This is a genomic window from Massilia sp. LC238, from assembly GCF_000735635.1.
Classification (GTDB): Bacteria; Pseudomonadota; Gammaproteobacteria; order Burkholderiales; family Burkholderiaceae_D; genus Telluria; species Telluria varians.
The window spans coordinates 54,419-73,139 of the sequence record NZ_JNNN01000078.1 but is presented as its reverse complement, the minus strand read 5'-3'; the positions used below and the strand labels follow the sequence as shown (position 1 = coordinate 73,139).

Annotated in this window: 20 protein-coding genes; 10 read left to right on the top strand and 10 right to left on the bottom strand. The window is 68.9% G+C overall.

Annotated features, from left to right (window positions below):
* The first annotated feature begins 71 nt into the window (after window positions 1-71).
* Window positions 72-353 (top strand): flagellar protein FliT, encoded by a 282-nt coding sequence (locus tag FG94_RS21640; protein ID WP_036216062.1) that lies wholly within the window; start codon window positions 72-74, stop codon window positions 351-353.
* A 56-nt stretch (window positions 354-409) separates the two neighbouring features.
* On the opposite strand, the gene FG94_RS21635 is transcribed toward FG94_RS21640, so the two are convergent.
* Both FG94_RS21635 and FG94_RS21630 read right to left on the bottom strand, forming a co-directional pair.
* Window positions 410-1,360 carry an HDOD domain-containing protein gene (locus FG94_RS21635; RefSeq protein ID WP_036216059.1) on the bottom strand — a complete coding sequence of 317 codons (951 nt, stop codon included), beginning with the start codon at window positions 1,358-1,360 and terminating at the stop codon, window positions 410-412.
* Between the two features lie 356 nt (window positions 1,361-1,716).
* On the bottom strand, window positions 1,717-2,712 hold the full coding sequence (locus FG94_RS21630) for a hypothetical protein (RefSeq protein ID WP_051996986.1): 996 nt from the start codon (window positions 2,710-2,712) through the stop codon (window positions 1,717-1,719).
* Window positions 2,713-2,820: 108 nt separating this feature from the next.
* On the opposite strand from FG94_RS21630, the gene fumC reads away from it, so the two are divergent.
* The 3 genes from fumC to FG94_RS21610 all read left to right on the top strand — a co-directional run bounded on the left by fumC (window position 2,821) and on the right by FG94_RS21610 (window position 4,907).
* On the top strand, window positions 2,821-4,218 hold the full coding sequence (gene fumC / locus FG94_RS21620) for a class II fumarate hydratase (protein ID WP_036216053.1): 1,398 nt from the start codon (window positions 2,821-2,823) through the stop codon (window positions 4,216-4,218).
* 49 nt (window positions 4,219-4,267) lie between these two features.
* The gene (locus tag FG94_RS21615; RefSeq protein WP_036216050.1) at window positions 4,268-4,480 is read left to right on the top strand and encodes an RNA-binding S4 domain-containing protein; all 213 of its coding nucleotides are present in this window, start codon (window positions 4,268-4,270) and stop codon (window positions 4,478-4,480) included.
* Between the two features lie 145 nt (window positions 4,481-4,625).
* Window positions 4,626-4,907, top strand: coding sequence for a DUF883 family protein (locus FG94_RS21610; RefSeq protein ID WP_036216047.1), 282 nt, complete (start codon window positions 4,626-4,628; stop codon window positions 4,905-4,907).
* Window positions 4,908-4,910: 3 nt separating this feature from the next.
* Here FG94_RS21610 and FG94_RS21605 read toward each other — a convergent pair whose 3' ends face one another.
* The 8 genes from FG94_RS21605 to FG94_RS21570 all read right to left on the bottom strand — a co-directional run bounded on the left by FG94_RS21605 (window position 4,911) and on the right by FG94_RS21570 (window position 10,715).
* Window positions 4,911-6,578 carry a DUF692 family multinuclear iron-containing protein gene (locus FG94_RS21605; RefSeq protein WP_036216045.1) on the bottom strand — a complete coding sequence of 556 codons (1,668 nt, stop codon included), beginning with the start codon at window positions 6,576-6,578 and terminating at the stop codon, window positions 4,911-4,913.
* Between the two features lie 2 nt (window positions 6,579-6,580).
* Window positions 6,581-6,883 (bottom strand): DUF2282 domain-containing protein, encoded by a 303-nt coding sequence (locus FG94_RS21600; protein ID WP_036216044.1) that lies wholly within the window; start codon window positions 6,881-6,883, stop codon window positions 6,581-6,583.
* A gap of 58 nt (window positions 6,884-6,941) precedes the next feature.
* On the bottom strand, window positions 6,942-7,139 hold the full coding sequence (locus tag FG94_RS21595; protein ID WP_027864857.1) for a YjfB family protein: 198 nt from the start codon (window positions 7,137-7,139) through the stop codon (window positions 6,942-6,944).
* Between the two features lie 61 nt (window positions 7,140-7,200).
* Window positions 7,201-7,716 carry a molybdopterin-guanine dinucleotide biosynthesis protein B gene (gene mobB, locus FG94_RS21590; RefSeq protein ID WP_229446024.1) on the bottom strand — a complete coding sequence of 172 codons (516 nt, stop codon included), beginning with the start codon at window positions 7,714-7,716 and terminating at the stop codon, window positions 7,201-7,203.
* On the bottom strand, window positions 7,703-8,410 hold the full coding sequence (locus FG94_RS21585) for a general secretion pathway protein GspB (RefSeq protein ID WP_036216041.1): 708 nt from the start codon (window positions 8,408-8,410) through the stop codon (window positions 7,703-7,705). Before FG94_RS21585 ends, mobB begins: the two co-directional genes overlap by 14 nt.
* A 3-nt stretch (window positions 8,411-8,413) precedes the next feature.
* Window positions 8,414-10,018, bottom strand: a complete 1,605-nt coding sequence (locus tag FG94_RS21580) for an ExeA family protein (protein ID WP_036216039.1) — start codon at window positions 10,016-10,018, stop codon at window positions 8,414-8,416.
* Window positions 10,019-10,046: 28 nt separating this feature from the next.
* On the bottom strand, window positions 10,047-10,523 hold the full coding sequence (locus tag FG94_RS21575) for a hypothetical protein (protein ID WP_229446023.1): 477 nt from the start codon (window positions 10,521-10,523) through the stop codon (window positions 10,047-10,049).
* 6 nt (window positions 10,524-10,529) lie between these two features.
* Window positions 10,530-10,715: a hypothetical protein gene (locus FG94_RS21570; protein WP_036216035.1), complete on the bottom strand. Its 186-nt coding sequence runs from the start codon at window positions 10,713-10,715 to the stop codon at window positions 10,530-10,532.
* 294 nt (window positions 10,716-11,009) lie between these two features.
* Between FG94_RS21570 and FG94_RS21565 the strand changes: the two genes are divergently transcribed.
* From FG94_RS21565 to FG94_RS21540, 6 genes are all read left to right on the top strand, one after another.
* On the top strand, window positions 11,010-12,365 hold the full coding sequence (locus tag FG94_RS21565) for a GIN domain-containing protein (RefSeq protein ID WP_036216033.1): 1,356 nt from the start codon (window positions 11,010-11,012) through the stop codon (window positions 12,363-12,365).
* A gap of 254 nt (window positions 12,366-12,619) precedes the next feature.
* On the top strand, window positions 12,620-13,513 hold the full coding sequence (locus tag FG94_RS21560; protein ID WP_036216031.1) for a BadF/BadG/BcrA/BcrD ATPase family protein: 894 nt from the start codon (window positions 12,620-12,622) through the stop codon (window positions 13,511-13,513).
* Window positions 13,510-14,595 (top strand): N-acetylglucosamine-6-phosphate deacetylase, encoded by a 1,086-nt coding sequence (nagA, locus tag FG94_RS21555; RefSeq protein WP_036216029.1) that lies wholly within the window; start codon window positions 13,510-13,512, stop codon window positions 14,593-14,595. Before FG94_RS21560 ends, nagA begins: the two co-directional genes overlap by 4 nt.
* A gap of 23 nt (window positions 14,596-14,618) precedes the next feature.
* Window positions 14,619-15,629 carry an SIS domain-containing protein gene (locus FG94_RS21550; RefSeq protein ID WP_200880021.1) on the top strand — a complete coding sequence of 337 codons (1,011 nt, stop codon included), beginning with the start codon at window positions 14,619-14,621 and terminating at the stop codon, window positions 15,627-15,629.
* Window positions 15,630-15,639: 10 nt separating this feature from the next.
* On the top strand, window positions 15,640-17,124 hold the full coding sequence (gene nagZ, locus FG94_RS21545) for a beta-N-acetylhexosaminidase (RefSeq protein ID WP_036216027.1): 1,485 nt from the start codon (window positions 15,640-15,642) through the stop codon (window positions 17,122-17,124).
* Window positions 17,125-17,321: 197 nt separating this feature from the next.
* Complete coding sequence (locus FG94_RS21540; protein WP_036216024.1) at window positions 17,322-18,614, top strand: lipopolysaccharide assembly protein LapB; 1,293 nt, start codon at window positions 17,322-17,324, stop codon at window positions 18,612-18,614.
* Window positions 18,615-18,721 lie beyond the last annotated feature (107 nt).

The window sequence follows — 18,721 nt, the reverse complement described above, 5'->3', positions numbered from 1 at the left end:
TCCCGAAAGCCCATCCGTAAATGCCTTAGATACCCGGCAATCCGGCCGGCGTTCATTGCCTTGGTGCCAACATGACCTCGAACGACGTCCTCTCGATGTACGAAAACCTCGCTGGCCTCAGCAGCCAGATGAAGGGCGCCGCCGAGGCTGGCGACTGGACCGGTTTCGACAAGCTGAACGTGCAGGCGGCGGTGGCCGCAGGGGCCGCGATCGGCGGCGTGCCGGCACTGGAAGGCGCCAAGCGCCAGCGCAAGATCGACCTGCTCAAACAACTGATGGCCAATGACCGCGCGATTCGCGACGTGACCGAACCCTGGATGGGGCAGCTGGACCGCGCGATGTGCGCGCACTGATCAGCAAGAATTACGATCGAAGGCACCTGCGGGTGCCTTTTTCTTTGGTGGTCTGGCTACGATTCCAGCTTACTGAGCTTGCCCAGGCAGCGGCGCTGGTAACCGTTGAGCCCTTCCGTGACGAGCGCATCGTCCTCGGCCAGCTTCCCGGCATCGATCAGGAGCCGTAGCTTGGCGATGTGATCACCCTGCGCCAGCGCCTGCGCCAGGTTCGGACCATCCGGTTCGCCGGCCCGGGCGATCGCCTCGGCCACCTTGTCCGGGAAATCCCAGTGCCTGGCGATGACCGCCGACAGCTGCCGGCTGCGCGCCAGCAGTTCCACCCCGAACGCTTCGGAGGCCGGCACCTTGCCGTTCTGGCAGATGCGGTCGCTAAGGCGGAAGGCGACGATCAGTCCGACGTCCTGCATCAGCCCCGCCAGGCAGGATTCGAAGATGTCGGCCGCCACCGCCGACGCCATCAGGCTCGCCGCCACCGCACATTTTTCGGAATGGTTCCATACCAGCGGCGCCGCACGGCGGGCAAAGCCCGCCTCGTGCAGTCTGATGAGGGGCCGGAAGGCGACCCGCGCCAGCAGCATGCGCAAGCCGTTCTGCCCGAGCAGCATGATGGCGGCGTCCAGGGTCTTGATCGGGGCGACGGGACGGTAATAGGCGCTGTTGGCCTCGCGCAGCACTTCGGCCACCAGCACCACGTCTTCGGCGAGCTGGCCGGCCAGCTCGCCCGTGCTGACGCTCTCGTCACGCAGGCTGCGCAGCAGCTTGGGGATCAGTTCCGGAACCCGCGGCACCAGCTCGGCCGCGATGGCCGGGTTCTGCGCCAGCGTGCGCACCTGCTCCAGGATCAGGCGCTCGGTCTCGGGCGGCGCGTCGAACCTTGCCGGACCAGCCAGCCAGAGGTAGTACAGGGCGTCGGTCGCGGCATGGTCCGTGCCGCCGCCCGGCTCCTCGGGCGTGGCCGCCTGGGGTTCCGCGCCGCTCAGTAAACGATTGATCCAGTTCTTCATAGTCCGCCAGGGTCTGTGCCGCAGGTGGGATTGTAGCCCAAGGGCCCACCATGCAAAACGCATGAACTGCGAATGGACGTTCTGAAAAGACAAAAGCGCCCGCAGGCGCTTTGAGATGTGCCCGAGCAGAGGGCTCGGCCACGGAATCGGGGAGAGCGATCACCAGGTATCTCCTGGCGTCGCCTCTTGCCGGTTGCATCCGGCGTTCGCTGCCTCAGTTGACACGCGAACCGCTTCCGAACACAGGCGTTTCTTCAACGTCTGCCTGCTTTCCGCGCCACGCTATCGGTGGTGGCTGCGCCAGGCCGCTGTGCCGTTCGCGATCTTGCGACCACGGAATGAGTATAGCAAAAATTCTAAGCTTGTGTAGACGAGTTGTGCGCGGCTTCGTCCAGGGTCGGTTCGCGCGTCGAGGCAGGCAGGGGCTTGCGTCCCAGCCGCGCCTTGATGCGCGCTCCCAGGCCGACGCGGGGCCCTTCCGCGCGCCCTGCCGCCCGCCTGGCGCGCAGGACAAACACCAGCCCCGCCAGCAGCGCCAGCACGGCGGCGCCGACGCCCGCCAGCAGCCAGGGCGAGCCCTCTTCCGGCGGCGGCTCCGGCTTTTTCTTCTTCAGCCGGTGCACCTGCTGCGGCGCCGGCGGCGTTTGCAGGCTTGCAGCCGGCGCGGCGCCCGCCGCCACCTGCAGCAGCTTCACCTTGTCCTCGAGCCGGCCCAGCTGATCGCGCAACATGGCATTCTTCGCCCCCAGCACGACGCAAGCGTCCACCTGCGCCCTGGGCTGCGGGGCGCAGGCGCCGCCCGCCGGGGCCGGTTCAGGCGTCAAGCGCGCCGGCCGGGCCGGCTCCGGCGGCACGACGGCCGGCTTCGGCTTGACGGGCGCGGGCTTCGGCCTGGCCGGGGCGGGCTTCGGCGCCGCCTCCAGCGGCGGCGCGAGCTGCACCGCCTTGGCAGGGATGGGAGGCGCCACCACCGGAACCGGAGGCGGCGCCGGATTCGGATCCGGCGACAGCCACAGGGTTGCCAGCCGCACGCTGCGCTGCGCGCCGTCGGCCAGCTCCAGGTACAGGTGCAGGTGTTCCGACTCCACCTTGCCGAGCGAGGTGAGGTGCAGGAACTGGCGTCCGTCGCGCCGCATCACCGACATCCGGAGCGTGGACAGCACCGCCGGCATGCCGATACTGGCGCCGCGGTAGACGTCCGGATGCGCCAGGCGCACCTGGACCGGGTTGGCGGCGTCTTCCAGCATGGTGAGCTCGATGTCGGCCACCAGCGGCTGGCCGAGGAAGGAGCTCACCCGCGGTTCGCCGAGCTCGGCCGCCTGGGCAGCGCCGGCCAGCAGCGCGCAAGTCAATATCAGTGGAAGGCGGCAAGCCATAGGATGGAAGTAGTAGAGCCTGAGCGTAGTTAACGGACAATCGGCTAAACTCTTTAATCACAACCCTTCACCCACAGGACAGCCATGGAAAACAGGATTGAGAAGGACAGTTTCGGCCCGATCGAGGTGCCCGCGGACCGCCTCTGGGGCGCCCAGACCCAGCGTTCGCTCCACCATTTCCACATCTCGACCGAGCGCATGGCGCCGGAACTGGTCGCTGCCCTGGCCCAGGTCAAGCGCGCCGCCGCCGCGGTGAACCGCTCGCTCGGCAAGCTCCCGGGCGACAAGGCCGAGGCCATCATCCGCGCCGCCGACGAGGTGCTGGAAGGCCGCCATCCGCAGGAATTCCCGCTGGCGGTCTGGCAGACCGGCTCCGGCACCCAGAGCAACATGAACATGAACGAGGTGCTGGCCAACCGCGGTTCCGAGCTGATGGGGGGCGAGCGCGGCGAGAAGCGCCTGCTGCACCCGAACGACCACGTCAACATGGGCCAGTCCTCGAACGACATCTTCCCCACCGCCATGCACGTGGCGGCGGCGATTGCCGTCGCCCAGAACCTGCTGCCGGCACTGGGCCAGCTGCGCGGCACGCTGCTGCGCAAGTCGCGCGACTTCGAGAGCATCGTCAAGATCGGCCGCACCCACCTGCAGGATGCCACCCCGCTCACCCTCGGCCAGGAATTCTCGGGCTACGTGGCGCAGCTGGAATTCGCGGAAAGCGCGATCCGCGCCACCCTGCCCGGCCTGCTGGCGCTGGCGGCCGGCGGCACGGCGGTCGGCACCGGCCTGAACGCGCACCCGGATTTCGCCCCGCGCATCGCGGCCGAGCTCAGCTCGCGCACGGGCCTGTCCTTCAAGAGCGCGCCCAACAAGTTCATGGCGCTGGCCGGCCACGAAGCCATGGTCTCGAGCCACGGCGCCTTCAAGACCCTGGCCGCGGCCCTGATGAAGATCGCCAACGACGTGCGCTGGATGGCCTCGGGCCCGCGCTCGGGCCTGGGCGAGATCACGATTCCCGAGAATGAACCGGGCAGCTCGATCATGCCGGGCAAGGTGAATCCGACCCAGTGCGAGGCGCTCACCATGCTGTGCTGCCAGGTGTTCGGCAACGACGTCGCGATCACGGTCGGCGGCTCGCAGGGCAACTTCGAGCTGAACGTGTTCAAGCCCATGATCGCCCATAACTTCCTGCAAAGCGCCCGCCTGCTGGCCGACGGCATGCGCTCCTTCGACGAGCACTGCGCCCAGGGCATCGAACCGAACCACGCCCGTATCGCCGAGCTGATGGAAAAATCGCTGATGCTGGTGACCGCACTGGCCCCGCACATCGGGTATGATCGCGCCGCACAGATCGCCAAGACCGCGTCGCACGACGGCCTGACCCTGCGCCAGGCCGCGCTGCAGTCCGGCTTCGTCACCGAGCAGCAGTTCGACGAGTGGATCGTGCCGATCGACATGACCCGGCCGGATACGGTCGAGTAAAACTTTTTCGGGGCACCTGCAGGTGCCCTTTTCAATTCCCGAGGACAGCATGCAAAAAATAGATTTCGATTTGACAGCCGAGTTCGTCGAGCTGAACCAGCTGATGAAGCTGGTCGGCCTGGTCGACAGCGGCGGCGCCGGCAAGAACATGGTCGCCAGCGGCGCGGTGTCGGTCGACGGCAAGCAGGAACTGCGCAAGACCGCGAAGATCCGCGCCGGCCAGACCGTGACCGTGGGCGACGTGCAGATCCGGGTGCAATAAACCGGTCCAGAACGGCTGGGAAAGAGAAGAAAAGGTGGCGGAAAACAGCGGGCTTATGTTTGCGCCCTAACAAACAGAGCGGGGCTTCCTTGTTTATATTTTAAGTCATCAGGATCGACTTATATAACCGGCCACAGGTGAAGCCATGGAAACCCCGAACCGCGCCCAGTCCCAGGAGCAGCTCATCGGAGACCTGCGTCTCGTCATCGAGAATGCGGAAGAGCTGCTGAAAAATACCGACCACTACACCAGTGCGCTGTACCAGAACGCGCGCGCCAAGCTGGCGCTGGCGCTGGAAGCGGCCAACGAGGAACTGGCGCGTTTCGAAGACGCCCAGCTCGAGCGCATGATGGCCGCCACCCGCGCCGCCAATGAACGTTACAGCGACCGTACCGGCGAGCAGCGCATCCTGCGCGCCTTCCACTGAACTCTACGGATGGCTCTGGCCGGCGTCGTCTGCCGCAATCGCGGCCACCACGCCGAGCCTGAACCAGCCCTGCAGCATGGCGCCGATGTCCGGCGCCTCCTCACCGGCCGCGACGGCGGCCAGCGCGGCGTCGAGCGCGGCGCCCAGGCTGACGCCCGCCACCAGCCGATCCAGGGCCGCGGCTTGCGCCGCGCCGGTTTCCACCACCTCCACCCGCCAGCCACGCCGCACGACCAGCACCGTGCAAGGCAGGTCGGCGTGCACCGGCAGTGCCGGGCCGCCCGGCTGGTGCGCCTGCCACAGTGCGCCGATGGCCCATTGGCTGCGCAGCAGGCTCACCGATGGATGCAGGGTGAAACGAGCGCCGTCCAGGGCTTCCGGCGACATCGTGGCCAGGGCGTCCAGGCCGAGCGGCGCCACGTCCGGCGCCAGGCAGGCCCGGTGGATGGCCCACTCGAGCCGCGCCACGTCGGGCAGGTAGGGATACGGCGTGGCTGGATCGAATCCCGCGAGGAAGTCCGCGAAGTGCGCGCCGAAGCCGGCCAGGTCCGGATCTTGCGAGGGCCAGGCCTTGCCGTAGGCACGCGCCAGGCCGGCGAAGAATTCTTCCCCCACCAGCTGGCGCAGGACCGGGTAGGCCTCGCCCAGGGCGCGCTCCCAGCCGGCGCCCAGGTTGCCGCGATAGAGCGCCAGCCGCTCCACCCCGCCCTCCCTGAGCAGGGGTCGCAAGGCGGTTTCGTGGCTGCGGTCGAACAGCGCCGCCCCAAAGCACTGCTGGAGCGTGGCGAGCGCGTCGTTTTTTGGTGCCGGCAAAACCGGCAACCGGACCGCCGGGGTGGCGGCCGGCACGGGGTAGTCCTGCGCGATCGCATCGGCCCTGGCCGCCTCCGCCAGCAGGATGTCGACCGGCGGCAGGCCGGCATCCCATTCCACCAGGGCCGGCACCCGGCCGAAACGCGCCAGCGCCGCGCGGTACAGCTCCCACACCGGTTCGGCCACGGCGGCGCCATGGTGGTCGACCAGCGCCAGCGGTGTTTCCAGGTGGCCGGCCAGGTGGATTTCGCCGACGCTGCCCTTAGGTAACGCAGCGATGGCGGCGCGCGCGTCTTCGCCGTGGTTGCGCTGGTTGACATACAGGTTGTTCACGTCGAGCAGGATGCCGCAGCCGGTGCGGCGCACCAGTTCGGCCAGGAACTCGGCTTCGCTCATGGTGTCGGCGCGAAAGCGCACATAGGTCGAGACGTTCTCGACCAGCAGGCGGCGGCCCAGGCGTTCCTGCACCCGGTCGACCCGCTCGCACAGCAGCGCCAGGGCGGCCTCGTCGAGGGCCAGCGGCAGCAGGTCGTTGAGCTGGCGGTCGGCCAGCGCGCCCCAGCTCAGGTGCTCGGAGACGAGGAAGGGATCGACCGCCTCGACCAGGGCGCGCAGGCGCTCCAGGTGGGCATCGGAAAATCCGTGCGCCGAGCCCAGGCCGAGCCCGACGCCGTGCAGGCTGACCGGATAGTCGCGCCGCAGTTCGCCCAGCACGTGCCAGTCCCAGCCGGCGCGGGCGAGGTAGTTCTCGCTATGGACTTCGAGGAAGCCGGCCGGCGGGCGCCTGTCGAGGAAGGCGCGGTAATGCGGCGTGCGCAGGCCCACGCCGGCGGCGCGGGCCGCAGCGGGGGCGGACATGATTACTTCTGGACGTCGGCCTTGGCCGGCTCGGTCTTGTCCTGCTTGGCCTTGCCGGCCTCGAGCGAGCCGCCGAGCTGGGTGCAGGTGCCCTTGGCGACGAACTTCCACTCGTTCGGGTCATTGTCGACCTTGGCGACACCGGCGCAGCCGTGGGTGGCGGTGCCGCAGTCGTTCTGGCCGGCCTTGGCGACGCCGTAGCAGGCCTCCTGGTCGGCCTTCGGCACGCCCATCTGGTCCTGGGCGGCGGCGTGGGCGCAGACGCCGGCAAGCGCGGCGGCGATCAGGGCGTGGCGGTTGGTCATGCGGTACTCCTGGCTGAATGAAGGCGCCAGTATTTCTCAGGCGAGGTAAAGAAGCAAGTTACGCTGTCGTATTGATCTTGTTCCCCAGATGCGGCGGCAGGTTCGCCGACTGCACCGCCGGCAGCGCTGCGAGCAGTTGGGTGGCGGTGGCTTCCTGGATCTGCTGGGCCTTCTTGAAGACGGCGAGGCTCACTTCCTGGCGCTGGCCGGTTTCGGCGATGCTGGTGGACAGCTTGGCGATGCTGGACACATCCATGTCATTCTCCCATTAAGGCGTATCCACCATTTACGGCAGCCCGTGGAAGAACTTTAGGCCTTCAGCGCATCCATTTCTGCAGCCAGGCCAGCACTCCATCCGGATCATTCAGGTCCAGCCAGGCCGGCCCGCCCTCTCCGCCCGGCGGCGGCGCGTCCGAGGCCACGGCCAGGATGTCGGGATCCTCCGGATACAGGGCCGGCCGGCCCAGGCTAGGACGGAACACTTCCAGCTTGGGCATGCGCTCCCACTTGTAGCCTTCCACCAGGGTCAGGTCGGCCGGCGCCAGCCGCGCCAGGTGTTCCATCAGCGGCGGCTCCTCGGCCCCGCGCAGTTCGCGCAGGATGGCGACGCGGTAGGGAGACGCCAGCATGACCTCGGCCGCTCCCGCCATGCGCAGGCGCGCGCTGTCCTTGCGCGGCGGCTCCAGCTCGACGTCGTGGTGGCTGTGCTTGACGACGTTGACCCGCAGTCCCCGCCCCGCCAGGCGGCCGATCAGCGCCTCCAGCAGCGAGGTCTTGCCGCTGCCGGACCAGCCGACCACGCCCAGCACCGGTCCCACTTCAATAGGCGACACGATAGCGGGAGCCCCGGTAATTCATGATCGCCGCCTTCGGCAGCAGGCGCTCCAGCACCAGTCCGGGGGCGACTTGCTCGCCCTCGCGGCGCAGCATCTTGTCGACCAGCAGCAGGCGCTCGGCGGGATTGGGCGAATAGATATAGCCGCCGAAACTCACCTTCGGGATCTCGCGCTGCACCGATTCCGGCAGCGACTGCAGCGGGCCGATGTGGTCCTCGGCGGAGGGCGCGGCCGGCGCGGCGGCCACCAGGACCGGGCGCGCCGGTTCCGGCAGGGCCTCGACCGGCTCGGCGCGCGGCGCCGGCTTCGGGGCGGGCGCCGGGGGCTTCGCGGACACCGGCGGCGCCTTCGGCTTGACGGGCGCTTCCGGCTTGGCCGGGGCCGCCGGCTCGGGCGCCGCCGGCAATGGGGCGACTACCGGCGCCGCAGGCACGGCAACGGGAGCGGCGACCGGTGCAGGCGCCGGTGCGCTCGCTACCTGCGCCGCCGGCGCGGGCGCCGGCTGGCGCAGCAGGAACAGCGCGCCGAGCGCCACGACGAGGGCGCCGGCGGCGATGCCGATGATGACCGGCTTGCGGCTGCTGCGTGTGTCCGCGCTCGCGTAGCTGGGCGGCGGCGCGTGGATGGTCGGCGCGTTGCCGAGCTGGCGCTCCGCCTGTGCCTTCTTGAGGGCTTCGAGGATGTAGGACATGGCTTATTTTGCGGTCTTGGACGGCCTGTCTTGGGCCAGCAGGCGCGGCTCGGGCACGCCGGAGAGCTGGTTCAGGCGCATGTAGGTGCGCGGACCGGCCAGGCCGTCCGCCTTCAGGTGCTGCGCGGCCTGGAAATGCTGCAGCCGCTTGCGCATGCCGGTATCCAGCACACTGCCCGGCTGCGGCGCCTGGCCCCCGTTCAACCCTGCCAGGCGCCCGGCCAGCCAGTCGACGTCCGGCCCGCGCGCGCCCTCGGCCAGTTCCTCGCGGAAGGCGCGCGGCATGCGCCAGAAGGTCGTGAACTCGCCGCCGAAGCGGGCCACGAAGGTGGCCAGGTCGATCTTCTCGCGGCGCGCGCCGGCGCTCAGGGTCACGCTGTTGCCGTCCAGCGCGGACAGTACGGCGTAGCCGGTGCGCGGGCCGTCATGCAGGGTGACGACGGCCGGGCGGTCGAGCATGCGCAGTTCGTACAGGCCGCCGCGCCCCTGGTGGCAGCGCAGGTCGGCCTTGAGCGCCGCCTCGCAAGGCTTGTCTCCCGCCAGCGGCTGTCCCCACAGCGCCGCCAGCTCGCGCAGCGCATTGCTTTCATCTGCCTGCACCGGCGGCACGCTCGACGGCGCCACCGCGCTTGCCGCCACCGGCACCGCCCTGGCGGGCGCCTCGGCCTGCGCAGGCGGCGCGGACGCGGCCTTGCGCGCGGGCATGACCTGCCAGGCCGCCGCACTGACCGCGGCCGCTGCCAGCACGCCGCCGGCGATCAGCGGCATGCGCAGGCGGAGCGCTGCGGCCGGCTCGCCGGCAAAGACCTCGGCAGCCGCTTTTTTCAGGATCTGGCGCGTCACCTGCGGGCTGTTCTCGACGTAGGCGCCGAGCAGCGCGCGGTCGCACAGCAGGTTGATGCGGCGCGGCACCCCATGCGTCAGCGCGTGGATCTGGGGCGTGAGCGCGGGCGGGAACGGCGATCCGCCGGCCCCGGCCACCGCCAGCCGGTGCGCGACATAGGCGCCGGTCTCCGCCTCGGACAGCGGTCCCAGGTGGTAGCGCGCGATCACGCGCTGCGCCAGCTGCTCCAGCTCGGGACGGGCCAGCATGCTGCGCAGCTCGGGCTGGCCGATCAGGATAATCTGCAGCAGCTTGCGTTCGCTGGTCTCGAGGTTGGTCAGCAGGCGCAGCTGTTCCAGCACCTCGGCCGACAGGTTCTGGGCTTCGTCGATGACGAGCACATTGTTCAGCCCCTGGGCGTGGGATTCCAGCAGGTAGCGGTTGATCGCATCGACATAGCCTTTCAGGCCGATCGGCGTACCGGCCGGCGGCAGTTCGATGCGGAATTCGTCGCATACGCTCAGCAGCAGTTCCTCGACGCTCAGGCGCGGATTGAAGATGTAGGCCAGCCGGCAGTTCTCGGGGATCTGCTCGATGAAGCAGCGGCACACCGTGGTCTTGCCGGCGCCGATCTCGCCGGTCAGCAGGACGAAGCCGCCGCCGCTGCCGATGCCATACAGCAGGTGAGCGAGCGCTTCGCGGTGGCGCTCGCTCATGAACAGGTAGCGCGGATCGGGGGCGATCGAGAACGGCGCGCCCTTCAGGTGGAAGTAGTGGTTATACATCTGCGATCATGCGGATCCGGTGAATGTCCTAGCGGACCGGCAGCGATTTGAACTTCTTGCAATATATCTTGCTTTTGTCATTCATGTAAGCGATGGTGCTGCCCGGGTTGGACACGCGCAAAGGATAGGGCGAGGCGTCGAGCGGCCGGTAGGCGATGCCAGCGCCGGCGCGGATCGCCCCTTCCAGCTCCTCCGGCGTGCTCTCGGTCAGGGCGGCGATGAAGACCAGGTCGCTGCTGTCGTCGCTGACCATGACTTCCTTGACTTCGGCGCCCCACAGCGTGGCCTCGACCTTGAACCAGTACGCCCCGCCCTCGCGCTTGTAGGCCGGGCCGAAGGACGTGCTCAGGTAGTCGTAAAAATAACGGTTGTCGAGATGGCTGCGGCACAGCAGCGCATTGCCGACGACCTGGCTGAAGGTCGAGGGCATGGCCTGCGCGGCCACGGGACCAGCCAAAAGCGCGCCCAGCAGCGCGGCAGCGAGTGCCGATGGGAAAAGTCGCACGGCCACTCAGAGCTTGGACAGCCAGGCGCGGTTGGCCGCGATCTGGGCCTTGACCGCAGCCGGCAACGCTTCATAGCAGCCGGGATGCTGCTTGAGGGCGTGCTCGCGCACTTCCTTCTGCATGCCGTTGACGAGGAACACATACACGGCGGCCCCTTCGGCGTTCTTGCGGGTGCCCATATAGCGAATCACGGGAGTTCTCCTTCCATAGCCTGCATTATGACACCGCAGGCCCCTGCCCGGCCACGCGGCAGGCACGACAGGCGTCAAGGCGCGCTCTTGCGCCCGCGCAGACAGCCGCACCCTGTTGCGGTCGAGCCACATCGGGATGCGCACGCGATGATCTTTCCAGAGGCCGCCATGCCGCTCATCCGCAGGAATTGCACTCTGTTCCCCGTTTTCGCAGCTTCGTCGTTTTGCCGGGGCACGCCGGGCCGCCTTGCCTTATCGTTCAGGCTCTCGAATACCGCCACCGACGACAAGAACATGACCACCGTCCTCAAGCCCGCCCTCCTCGCCGCCGCCATCGCCGCCGGCTTCCTCGCCACCCAGGCCAGCCACGCCGAAGCGCCGGCGGCGCCGGTGACGCTGCAGCGCACCGTGGCGCCCTTCAGCGCGATCGAACTCGCGGGACCCTACGAAGTCGTGGTGCGCGCCCAGGGCCGCCAGGCGCTCACGCTGTCGGGCGAGCACAAGCAGCTCGAGGGGATCGAGACCTTCGTGCGCGGCGACACCCTGGTGGTGCGGCCGGTCGAGAGCAACGGTTTCCATTTCAGCTGGGGCAAGCGGCGCGCGCCGGTCGTCATCCACATCACGGCCAGCCAGCTCAAGAGCCTGGCGATGTCCGGCAGCGGCGACGTCGAGCTGGCCCAGCTGGCGGGCGAGCGCTTCAGCCTCAAGGTAGACGGTCCCGGCGACCTGCAGGCGGCGGGCGCGGTGCGCGAGCTGACGGTGCGCGCCAGCGGCAGCGGCGACCTCGACCTGCACCGGCTCAAGGCGGCCAACGTCGACCTCGACATGTCGGGGCCGGGCGACGTGCGCCTGTCCGGCGTCGGCAACCTGCTGATGGCAAGCGTGAGCGGGTCGGGCGACCTGGAGGCAGACGAGCTGCGCCTGGCGCGCCTGGACGCACGCATGCGCGGCCCGGGCGGCATGAAACTGTCGGGCAGCGCGCGCGAGCTGCGCGCGGAGATCAGCGGCTCGGGCGACTTCGAGGCCTGCTCGCTGGCGGCCGGCGCGGCCTCCACCGTCCAGCGCGGCCCGGGCAGCGCCTGCGTGGCCGGCGACATGCGCCGCTTCGACGCTATAGTAGACGGCTCGGGCGACCTGCAAGCCAGCGGCCTGCAGGCGGCCAGCGCGGTCATCCGCCTCGGCGGGCCCGGCAGCGCCACGCTGAGCGGGAGCATCGGCGAACTCAGCGCCGAAGTGAGCGGCTCGGGCGACCTGGAAGCCGGCGAACTCGATGTGAAACGCGCGACCGTGAAGGCGCGCGGTCCCGGCGGCATCGAGCTGGCCCGCGTGTCCGATACCCTGGACGCCGAGTTGCACGGTTCGGGCGGCCTGGACGCGGACCTGGACGGCAAGCGCCTGCTGCTCAAGATGACCGGCCCGGGCGCCGCCCGCCTCAAGGGCAAGGTCGAGCTGGTCAATGCCCGGCTCAGCGGTTCGGGCAGCCTCGACGGGCGCGAGCTGAGCGCGGCGCGCGCCGACATCGCCGTCACCGGACCCGCCCATGCGAGGGTGAACCTCACGGGCCAGGACGGGCGCCGCGCCGAACGCGGGAACGCGGGCCGCGGCCAGCTGCTGCTGGTCGACCGCAGCGGCAGCCGCCGCACCGAATAAACATTCCTTTTCGGCGCCGCTGCCCTGGCGGCGCCAGCTCCTCTTCCGCCAAGCATACCAGCCGATTTTCTCGCGCTCGACAATACCAGTTCCCGTACCAATAAAAATATTTGCAAAATCAACGACTTATGCAAATAACCTACGGTGATGGAGCCATATCTGCAGAGCAAATTTGCATACCAGTTAAATACCTGTTGACATCGCTGTAGCGCCTGCCTATAGTGCGCTGACTCTCCGGCAGAACCTTCCATACCATGATCGACTATCTCATCGGCGTCGACGGCGGCGGCACCGGCACCCGCGTGCGCCTGGCCCGTCGCACCAGCGCCGGCCTCACGGAAATCGCGCAGGCGACCGGCGGCCCCTCGGCCCTGTCGCGCGGCATCGACAATGCCTGGACCACCATCCAGGGCGTCGTCGCCCAGGCCTTCGCCGCCAGCGACGTCCAGCACATCCCCATGCCCTCCTGCGCCATCGGCCTCGGCCTGGCCGGGGTGCACAACAAGGAATGGGCGGCCCAGTTCATCGCCGCCAATCCCGGCTACGCCCTGCTGGCCCTCGACACCGACGGCTTCACCACCCTGATGGGCGCCCACGCTGGCCGCCCCGGCGCGATCGTCGCGATCGGCACCGGCAGCGTCGGCGAAGCCATGCTGGCCGACGGCAGCAAGGTCGAAGTCGGCGGCTGGGGCTTCCCGGCCGGGGACGAGGCGAGCGGCGCCTGGATGGGCCTGCGCGCACTGAACCACATCGAACAGGTACTCGACGGCCGCGTCGAAGGCCGCGCCTTCGCGCGCGAGCTCATCGACTTCTGCGGCGGCTCGCGCGACGCGGTGCAGGTCTGGCTCGGTCGCGCCAACCAGACCGCCTATGCCGGCCTGGCGCGCTTCGTGGTCGCGCACGGCGAGCTTGACCCGGTGGCGCGCGCCATCCTGGAACACGCGGGCCGCGAAGTGGCCAGCATCGCCGATGCGCTCGACCGTTCGCACACCCTGCCGCTGGCCCTGTGCGGCGGCCTGGGCGAAGCCCTGCGCCCCTGGCTGCCGCCTGATACCCTGGCGCGCTGCGTGCCGGCGCAAGGCGACTCGGCCGCCGGCGCGCTGCGCATGATCGAACGCCACCTGGAACAACAAGGAGCAGCACAATGAGAGGCAATATCCTCACACCTGGCGGCTGGATCCATGGCGAACTGCGCCACGGCGCCCGCATCGACACCATCGACGGCCATGAAGTCGACCCGTCCGCGAACGGCGACGACTACATCCTCCCCGGCTTCATCGACGTGCACGTGCACGGCGGCGCCGGCCGCGACATGATGGAAGGCGGCGATGCCCCGCACCTGATCGCCGCCCTGCACGCCAAGCACGGCACCACCGCCCTGCTGGCCACCACCATGACCGCGCCGGTCGAGGACATCGACCGCGCCTTGAGCGCCATCGGCGCCGCGTGCAAGTCGCGCGGCAAGGGCGAGGCGCGCATCCTCGGCGTGCACCTGGAAGGTCCCTACATCAACTCCGGCAAGCTGGGCGCCCAGCCGCCGTATGCGCGCGAAGCCACCTTGGGCGAAGTGATGCGCTTCCACGCCATGGCCCCGATGCGCCTGATCACGGTGGCGCCCGAGATCGACGGCCACATGGAACTGGTGCGCGCGATCGCCGACGCCGGCATCCGGGTCCAGGTCGGCCACACCAGCGGTTCGTACGAAGTGGGCGTGCAGGCGCTGGAGCACGGCGCGGCCGGCTTCACCCACCTGTTCAACGCCATGCCCGGCCTGCACCACCGCGATCCCGGCATGGTCGGCGCCGCGCTCGCGCACGCCGAATACGCCGAGATCATCCCCGACCTGCTGCACGTGCACCCGGGCGCGATCAAGACCGCGCTGCGCTGCATCCCCAAGCTGTTCTGCGTGACCGATTCGACCGCCGCCGCCGGCATGCCGGACGGCGAATACATGCTGGGCCGCCAGGTGGTCCACAAGTGCATGGGCGGCGTGCGCCTGGCCGACGGCACCCTGGCCGGCAGCACGCTCACCATGGACCAGGCGCTGCGCAACCTGGTGAGCATCGGCCTGCCGCTCGCGGAAGCCAGCCGCCGCGTCTCGACCAACGCCGCCGACTACCTCGGCGAAACCCAGCGCGGCCGCCTGGCGCCGGGTTGCCATGCCGACTTCGTGGTGCTCGACCGCGACCTCAACATCAAAGCCGTTTATATCGAAGGAGAAGCCCAGTGACCGTCCCAGTTCCCACCTCGCTGATGTACCAGGAAGCCTTGTCCGCAGGGGACTGCGTGGCCCGGCAGCTGGCGCAGGACGCCGACCGCTATGCCGAGCTGGGCCGCGCGCTGCGCTCGACCAACTTCCACAGCGCGGTGACGGTCGCACGCGGCAGCTCCGACCATGCCTCGAACTACCTGGCCTACCTGATCATGGCGCGCATGGGCCGCCTGGTGACCTCGCTGCCGATGTCCCTGATCACGCTATACAAATCCCCGCTGGTGACGCGCGACACCCTGGCGGTGTCGATCTCGCAGTCGGGCCAGAGCCCGGACGTGGTCGAGCCCATCCAGTACTTCCGCGACGGCGGCGCCACCACCGTGGCGCTGGTGAACGATGCGGACTCCCCGCTGGCCAGGGCCGCCGAATGGACCATGCCCCTGCACGCGGGCAAGGAACAAAGCGTGGCCGCCACCAAGAGCTTCATCGCCAGCATGGTGGCCGGCGCGCGCCTGGCGGCCGAATGGCAGAACGACCCGGAACTGAAGGACGGCATCGCCGCCCTGCCCGACGCCCTGCGGCTTGCCTCGCAGGCCGACTGGTCGGCGGCAATCGAGGTGCTGGCCCCGGCCCGCAACATCATGGTGGTCGGCCGCGGCATCAGCTTCCCGGTGGCGCTGGAATCGAGCCTGAAATTCAAGGAAACCTCGGCCCTGCAGGCCGAAGCCTTCAGCGGCGCCGAGATCAAGCACGGCCCGATGGCGCTGATCGAGGAAGGCTACCCGCTCCTGATCTTCGCTACCCGCGGTCCGACCCAGGCCGGCCTGGTGGCCCTGGCCGAGGAGATGCGCGGCCGCGGTGCGCGCGTGCTGCTCGCCGCCCCCGAGGACGTCGCCAGCCGCGACCTGCTGCTGCCGACCGCCGCCACGCCCGACCTCGACCCGATCGCGGCGATCCAGGCCTTCTACATGATGGCGGCCCGCTTGTCGGAAGCGCGTGGGCTCGATCCGGACAAGCCGCGCCACCTGAGCAAGGTCACCAAGACGAACTGAGCGACTTCCCATGAACGACGACTACCTCGACCTCGCCGGCCAGCTGATCATGGTGCGGCTGTTCGGCACCGAACTCGATGCCGACACCGACGCCTTCCTGCGCCAGTACAAGGTGCGCGGCGCCTGCCTGTTCCGCCAGAACATGGTGGATGCGTCGCAACTGACGCGCTTCACCGGCGCCTTGCGCGACGCCATGGGTCTTGACGCCTTGATCGCCCTCGACCAGGAAGGCGGCGCCGTGGTGCGCTCGACCTGGGTGCCGGCGCCGCCGAGCGCGATGGCGCTGGGCGCGGCGAACGACCCGCAGCTGGCGCGCGAGGTCGGCGCCGCGGTGGCGCGCGCGGTGCGCGCACTCGGCTTCAACTGGAACTTCGCGCCGGTGCTGGACCTGAACAACAACCCGCACAATCCGGTGATCGCCGAGCGCTCCTTTGGCGCCGATCCCGCCATCGCGACCCGCATCGCGATGGCCTGGATGGAAGGCAGCGAAAGCGAAGGCGTGGCCTGCTGCGTCAAGCATTTCCCCGGCCATGGCGACACCCACGTCGACTCGCACCGCGACCTGCCGACGGTCGACAAGCCGCTGGCCGAACTGGAACGCTTCGAGTTCGCGCCCTTCCGCATCGCCGCGCCGAAGGCGTCCGCCGTGATGACCGCCCACATCGTCTATCCGGCACTCGATCCGCACAACCCTGCCACGATGTCGCGCCCGATCCTCACCGGCATCCTGCGCGAGCGCTTCGGCTTCGATGGCGTGATCATCACCGACGGCATGGACATGCACGCGATCGCGCACCGCTACGGCGCCGGCGAAGCCGCCGTGAACGCGCTGGTGGCCGGCGCCGACATGGTGATGGCGATCGGCTCGCGCGAGTCACAGGTGGAAACCGTGCATGCGATCGCGGAAGCGATCCGCAGCGGCGTGCTGCCGCTGGCGGACGTCGAAGCACGCCTGGCGCGCCTGTCGAAGCTGGCTGCGGCGCATCCGGCCGGCCCGGTGAAGTACATGACCGACCTGGATGACCGCGGCCTGATGGCGCGCGCCTGGCGCGCCGGCTTGACGACCCTCGGCCAGCCCCAGCGTCCGGAACGCGGCGCCAGGGTGCGCCTGGTGGCGCGCGCCGACGTGGTCAGCGACGGCGTCTCGGAATCGGGCGTGCCGGCCGCCGCCATCGCGGCCGCGCTCGGCCGCCTGTACGAGGTCGAGCTGGTCACCTTTCTTGACGCCGAATCCTTCGACTGGAGCGCCCTGCCGCAGGACGGCCGCTTCACGATCCTGGCCTCGACCTCGCGCCGCCGCTACGGCCCGCATGCGCGCGCCACCTGGCTGCCCGACCTGCACGTGGCGCTGTGGAACCCCTACCAGGCGCTCGACTTCGCCGCCCCGGCCCTGATGACCTATGGCTTCGCAGCGCCCGCCGTGGATGCCGTCGTCGCCTGGCTGGCCGGCGAGATCGAAGCGCCGGGCCGCTGTCCGGTACCGGGATTCGGCTGAAATCCCATAACCACTTGCGGAAAAGCATCAGGTAACGCTATGTAACGACGCCCCCATGCTCGCGCACGCTAGGGCACAATTGCCGGGCCTGAAAATGGCAGTTTTATGGGACAATGCACATTTTGCCGGGATAGCATTCTCGCTATATTGCCGAGTATGTATGTCTCACCATTATCGACTTGATTGAAGGATTATTCATGGCCCAATTCCGTCTTGCCCGCCTCTGCCTGATGCTCGCCGCGATCGGCGTCTCCGCCCCGGCACTGGTATCCAGCGCCTACGCGCAGCAGAAGAGCGACGCGCCGGCAGCCGCCGCGCAGGCTGCGGCCAAGGACACCGTCCGTCCCGAAATGTTCAAGTTGCTCGACCCGGCCGGCATCAAGCCGCTGATCGACGCCAAGAACTATGGCGAAGTGAAGAACCGCATCGCCCAGGCGGAAGCCATGCCGAACCGTACTCCGTACGAAGACTACGTCATCAACCGCATGAAGCTGTCCCTGGCCCTGGGCTCGGAAGACAACGCCGCCGCAATGCCGGTGATGGAAGCGATCCTGGCCTCGGGCCGCCTGAGCCCGGCCGAGTCCCTGACCTACTACCAGGCACTGGGCGACGCCAACTTCAACACCAAGAACTACGCCAAGGCGATCGAGTGGTACAACCGCTACACCAAGGAAGGCGGCGACCCGGCCAAGGTGCAGCGCGCGCTGACGCTGGCCCAGGTCAACAGCGGCAACTTCGGCGGCGCCAAGGGCACCCTGATGGCCAACATCGAGGCAGCCAAGAAGGCGGGCCAGAAGCCGGCCGAGAACGACCTGCGCCTGCTGGGCCAGGAAGCCAACAAGGCCAAGGACACCGAGGCCTACATGTTCGCGCTCGAGAACCTGGTCCAGTACTACCCGACCGACGATTTCTGGGTCGACCTGCTGAACCGCGGCGTGGCCCGTAAAGCCGGTTTCGACGAAGCCACCTATGGCCCGTCCATGCTGCGCCTGGAAATGGCTGCCGTGAAGCAGATGCCGCCGGAGCACTACATGTACCTGGCTGAAGTGGCCCTGCGCGACGGCTTCCCGGCCGAAGCCAAGAGCGTGCTGGATGCGGGCTTTGCCGCCGGCGTGCTGGGCAAGGGCAGCGATGCCAAGAACCAGACTGCAATGCGCACCAAGGCGACCAAGCAGGCTGCCGACGACGCCAAGACCATCGCCGCGGGTGAAGCGAGCGCGGCCAAGGCCAAGACCGGCGCCGGCCTCGTCAACCTGGGCTGGGCCTACGCCACGATGGACCAGGCCGACAAGGGTATCGGCTTCATCCAGCAGGGTATCGCCAAGGGCGGCCTGAAGTCCCCGGACGAAGCCAAGCTGCGCCTGGGCATGGCACAGGTTCGCGCCGGCAAGAAGGCCGAAGCGATCCAGACCTTCCAGGGCATCACCGGCAAGGGCGGCGCCGCCGACCTGGCCAAGTACTGGGTGCTCCTGCTGCAACAGCAGGCTTGAAGCGCGAGCGAGCGCTCGACCTGAGAAACCGGGCTCTGCCCGGTTTTTTTTCGTCCCTGCTTTGTCCGGGATTTCTCCATGCTATGTGCGCGCGCGAACATCAGCGC

Coding starts and splice junctions, on each gene's coding strand:
- FG94_RS21640 (WP_036216062.1), top strand. CDS start 72: ATGACCTCGAACGACGTCCTCTCGATGTACGAAAACCTCGCTGGCCTC.
- FG94_RS21635 (WP_036216059.1), bottom strand. CDS start 1,360: ATGAAGAACTGGATCAATCGTTTACTGAGCGGCGCGGAACCCCAGGCG.
- fumC (WP_036216053.1), top strand. CDS start 2,821: ATGGAAAACAGGATTGAGAAGGACAGTTTCGGCCCGATCGAGGTGCCC.
- FG94_RS21615 (WP_036216050.1), top strand. CDS start 4,268: ATGCAAAAAATAGATTTCGATTTGACAGCCGAGTTCGTCGAGCTGAAC.
- FG94_RS21610 (WP_036216047.1), top strand. CDS start 4,626: ATGGAAACCCCGAACCGCGCCCAGTCCCAGGAGCAGCTCATCGGAGAC.
- FG94_RS21605 (WP_036216045.1), bottom strand. CDS start 6,578: ATGTCCGCCCCCGCTGCGGCCCGCGCCGCCGGCGTGGGCCTGCGCACG.
- FG94_RS21600 (WP_036216044.1), bottom strand. CDS start 6,883: ATGACCAACCGCCACGCCCTGATCGCCGCCGCGCTTGCCGGCGTCTGC.
- FG94_RS21595 (WP_027864857.1), bottom strand. CDS start 7,139: ATGGATGTGTCCAGCATCGCCAAGCTGTCCACCAGCATCGCCGAAACC.
- FG94_RS21585 (WP_036216041.1), bottom strand. CDS start 8,410: ATGTCCTACATCCTCGAAGCCCTCAAGAAGGCACAGGCGGAGCGCCAG.
- FG94_RS21580 (WP_036216039.1), bottom strand. CDS start 10,018: ATGTATAACCACTACTTCCACCTGAAGGGCGCGCCGTTCTCGATCGCC.
- FG94_RS21565 (WP_036216033.1), top strand. CDS start 11,010: ATGACCACCGTCCTCAAGCCCGCCCTCCTCGCCGCCGCCATCGCCGCC.
- FG94_RS21560 (WP_036216031.1), top strand. CDS start 12,620: ATGATCGACTATCTCATCGGCGTCGACGGCGGCGGCACCGGCACCCGC.
- nagA (WP_036216029.1), top strand. CDS start 13,510: ATGAGAGGCAATATCCTCACACCTGGCGGCTGGATCCATGGCGAACTG.
- FG94_RS21550 (WP_200880021.1), top strand. CDS start 14,619: ATGTACCAGGAAGCCTTGTCCGCAGGGGACTGCGTGGCCCGGCAGCTG.
- nagZ (WP_036216027.1), top strand. CDS start 15,640: ATGAACGACGACTACCTCGACCTCGCCGGCCAGCTGATCATGGTGCGG.
- FG94_RS21540 (WP_036216024.1), top strand. CDS start 17,322: ATGGCCCAATTCCGTCTTGCCCGCCTCTGCCTGATGCTCGCCGCGATC.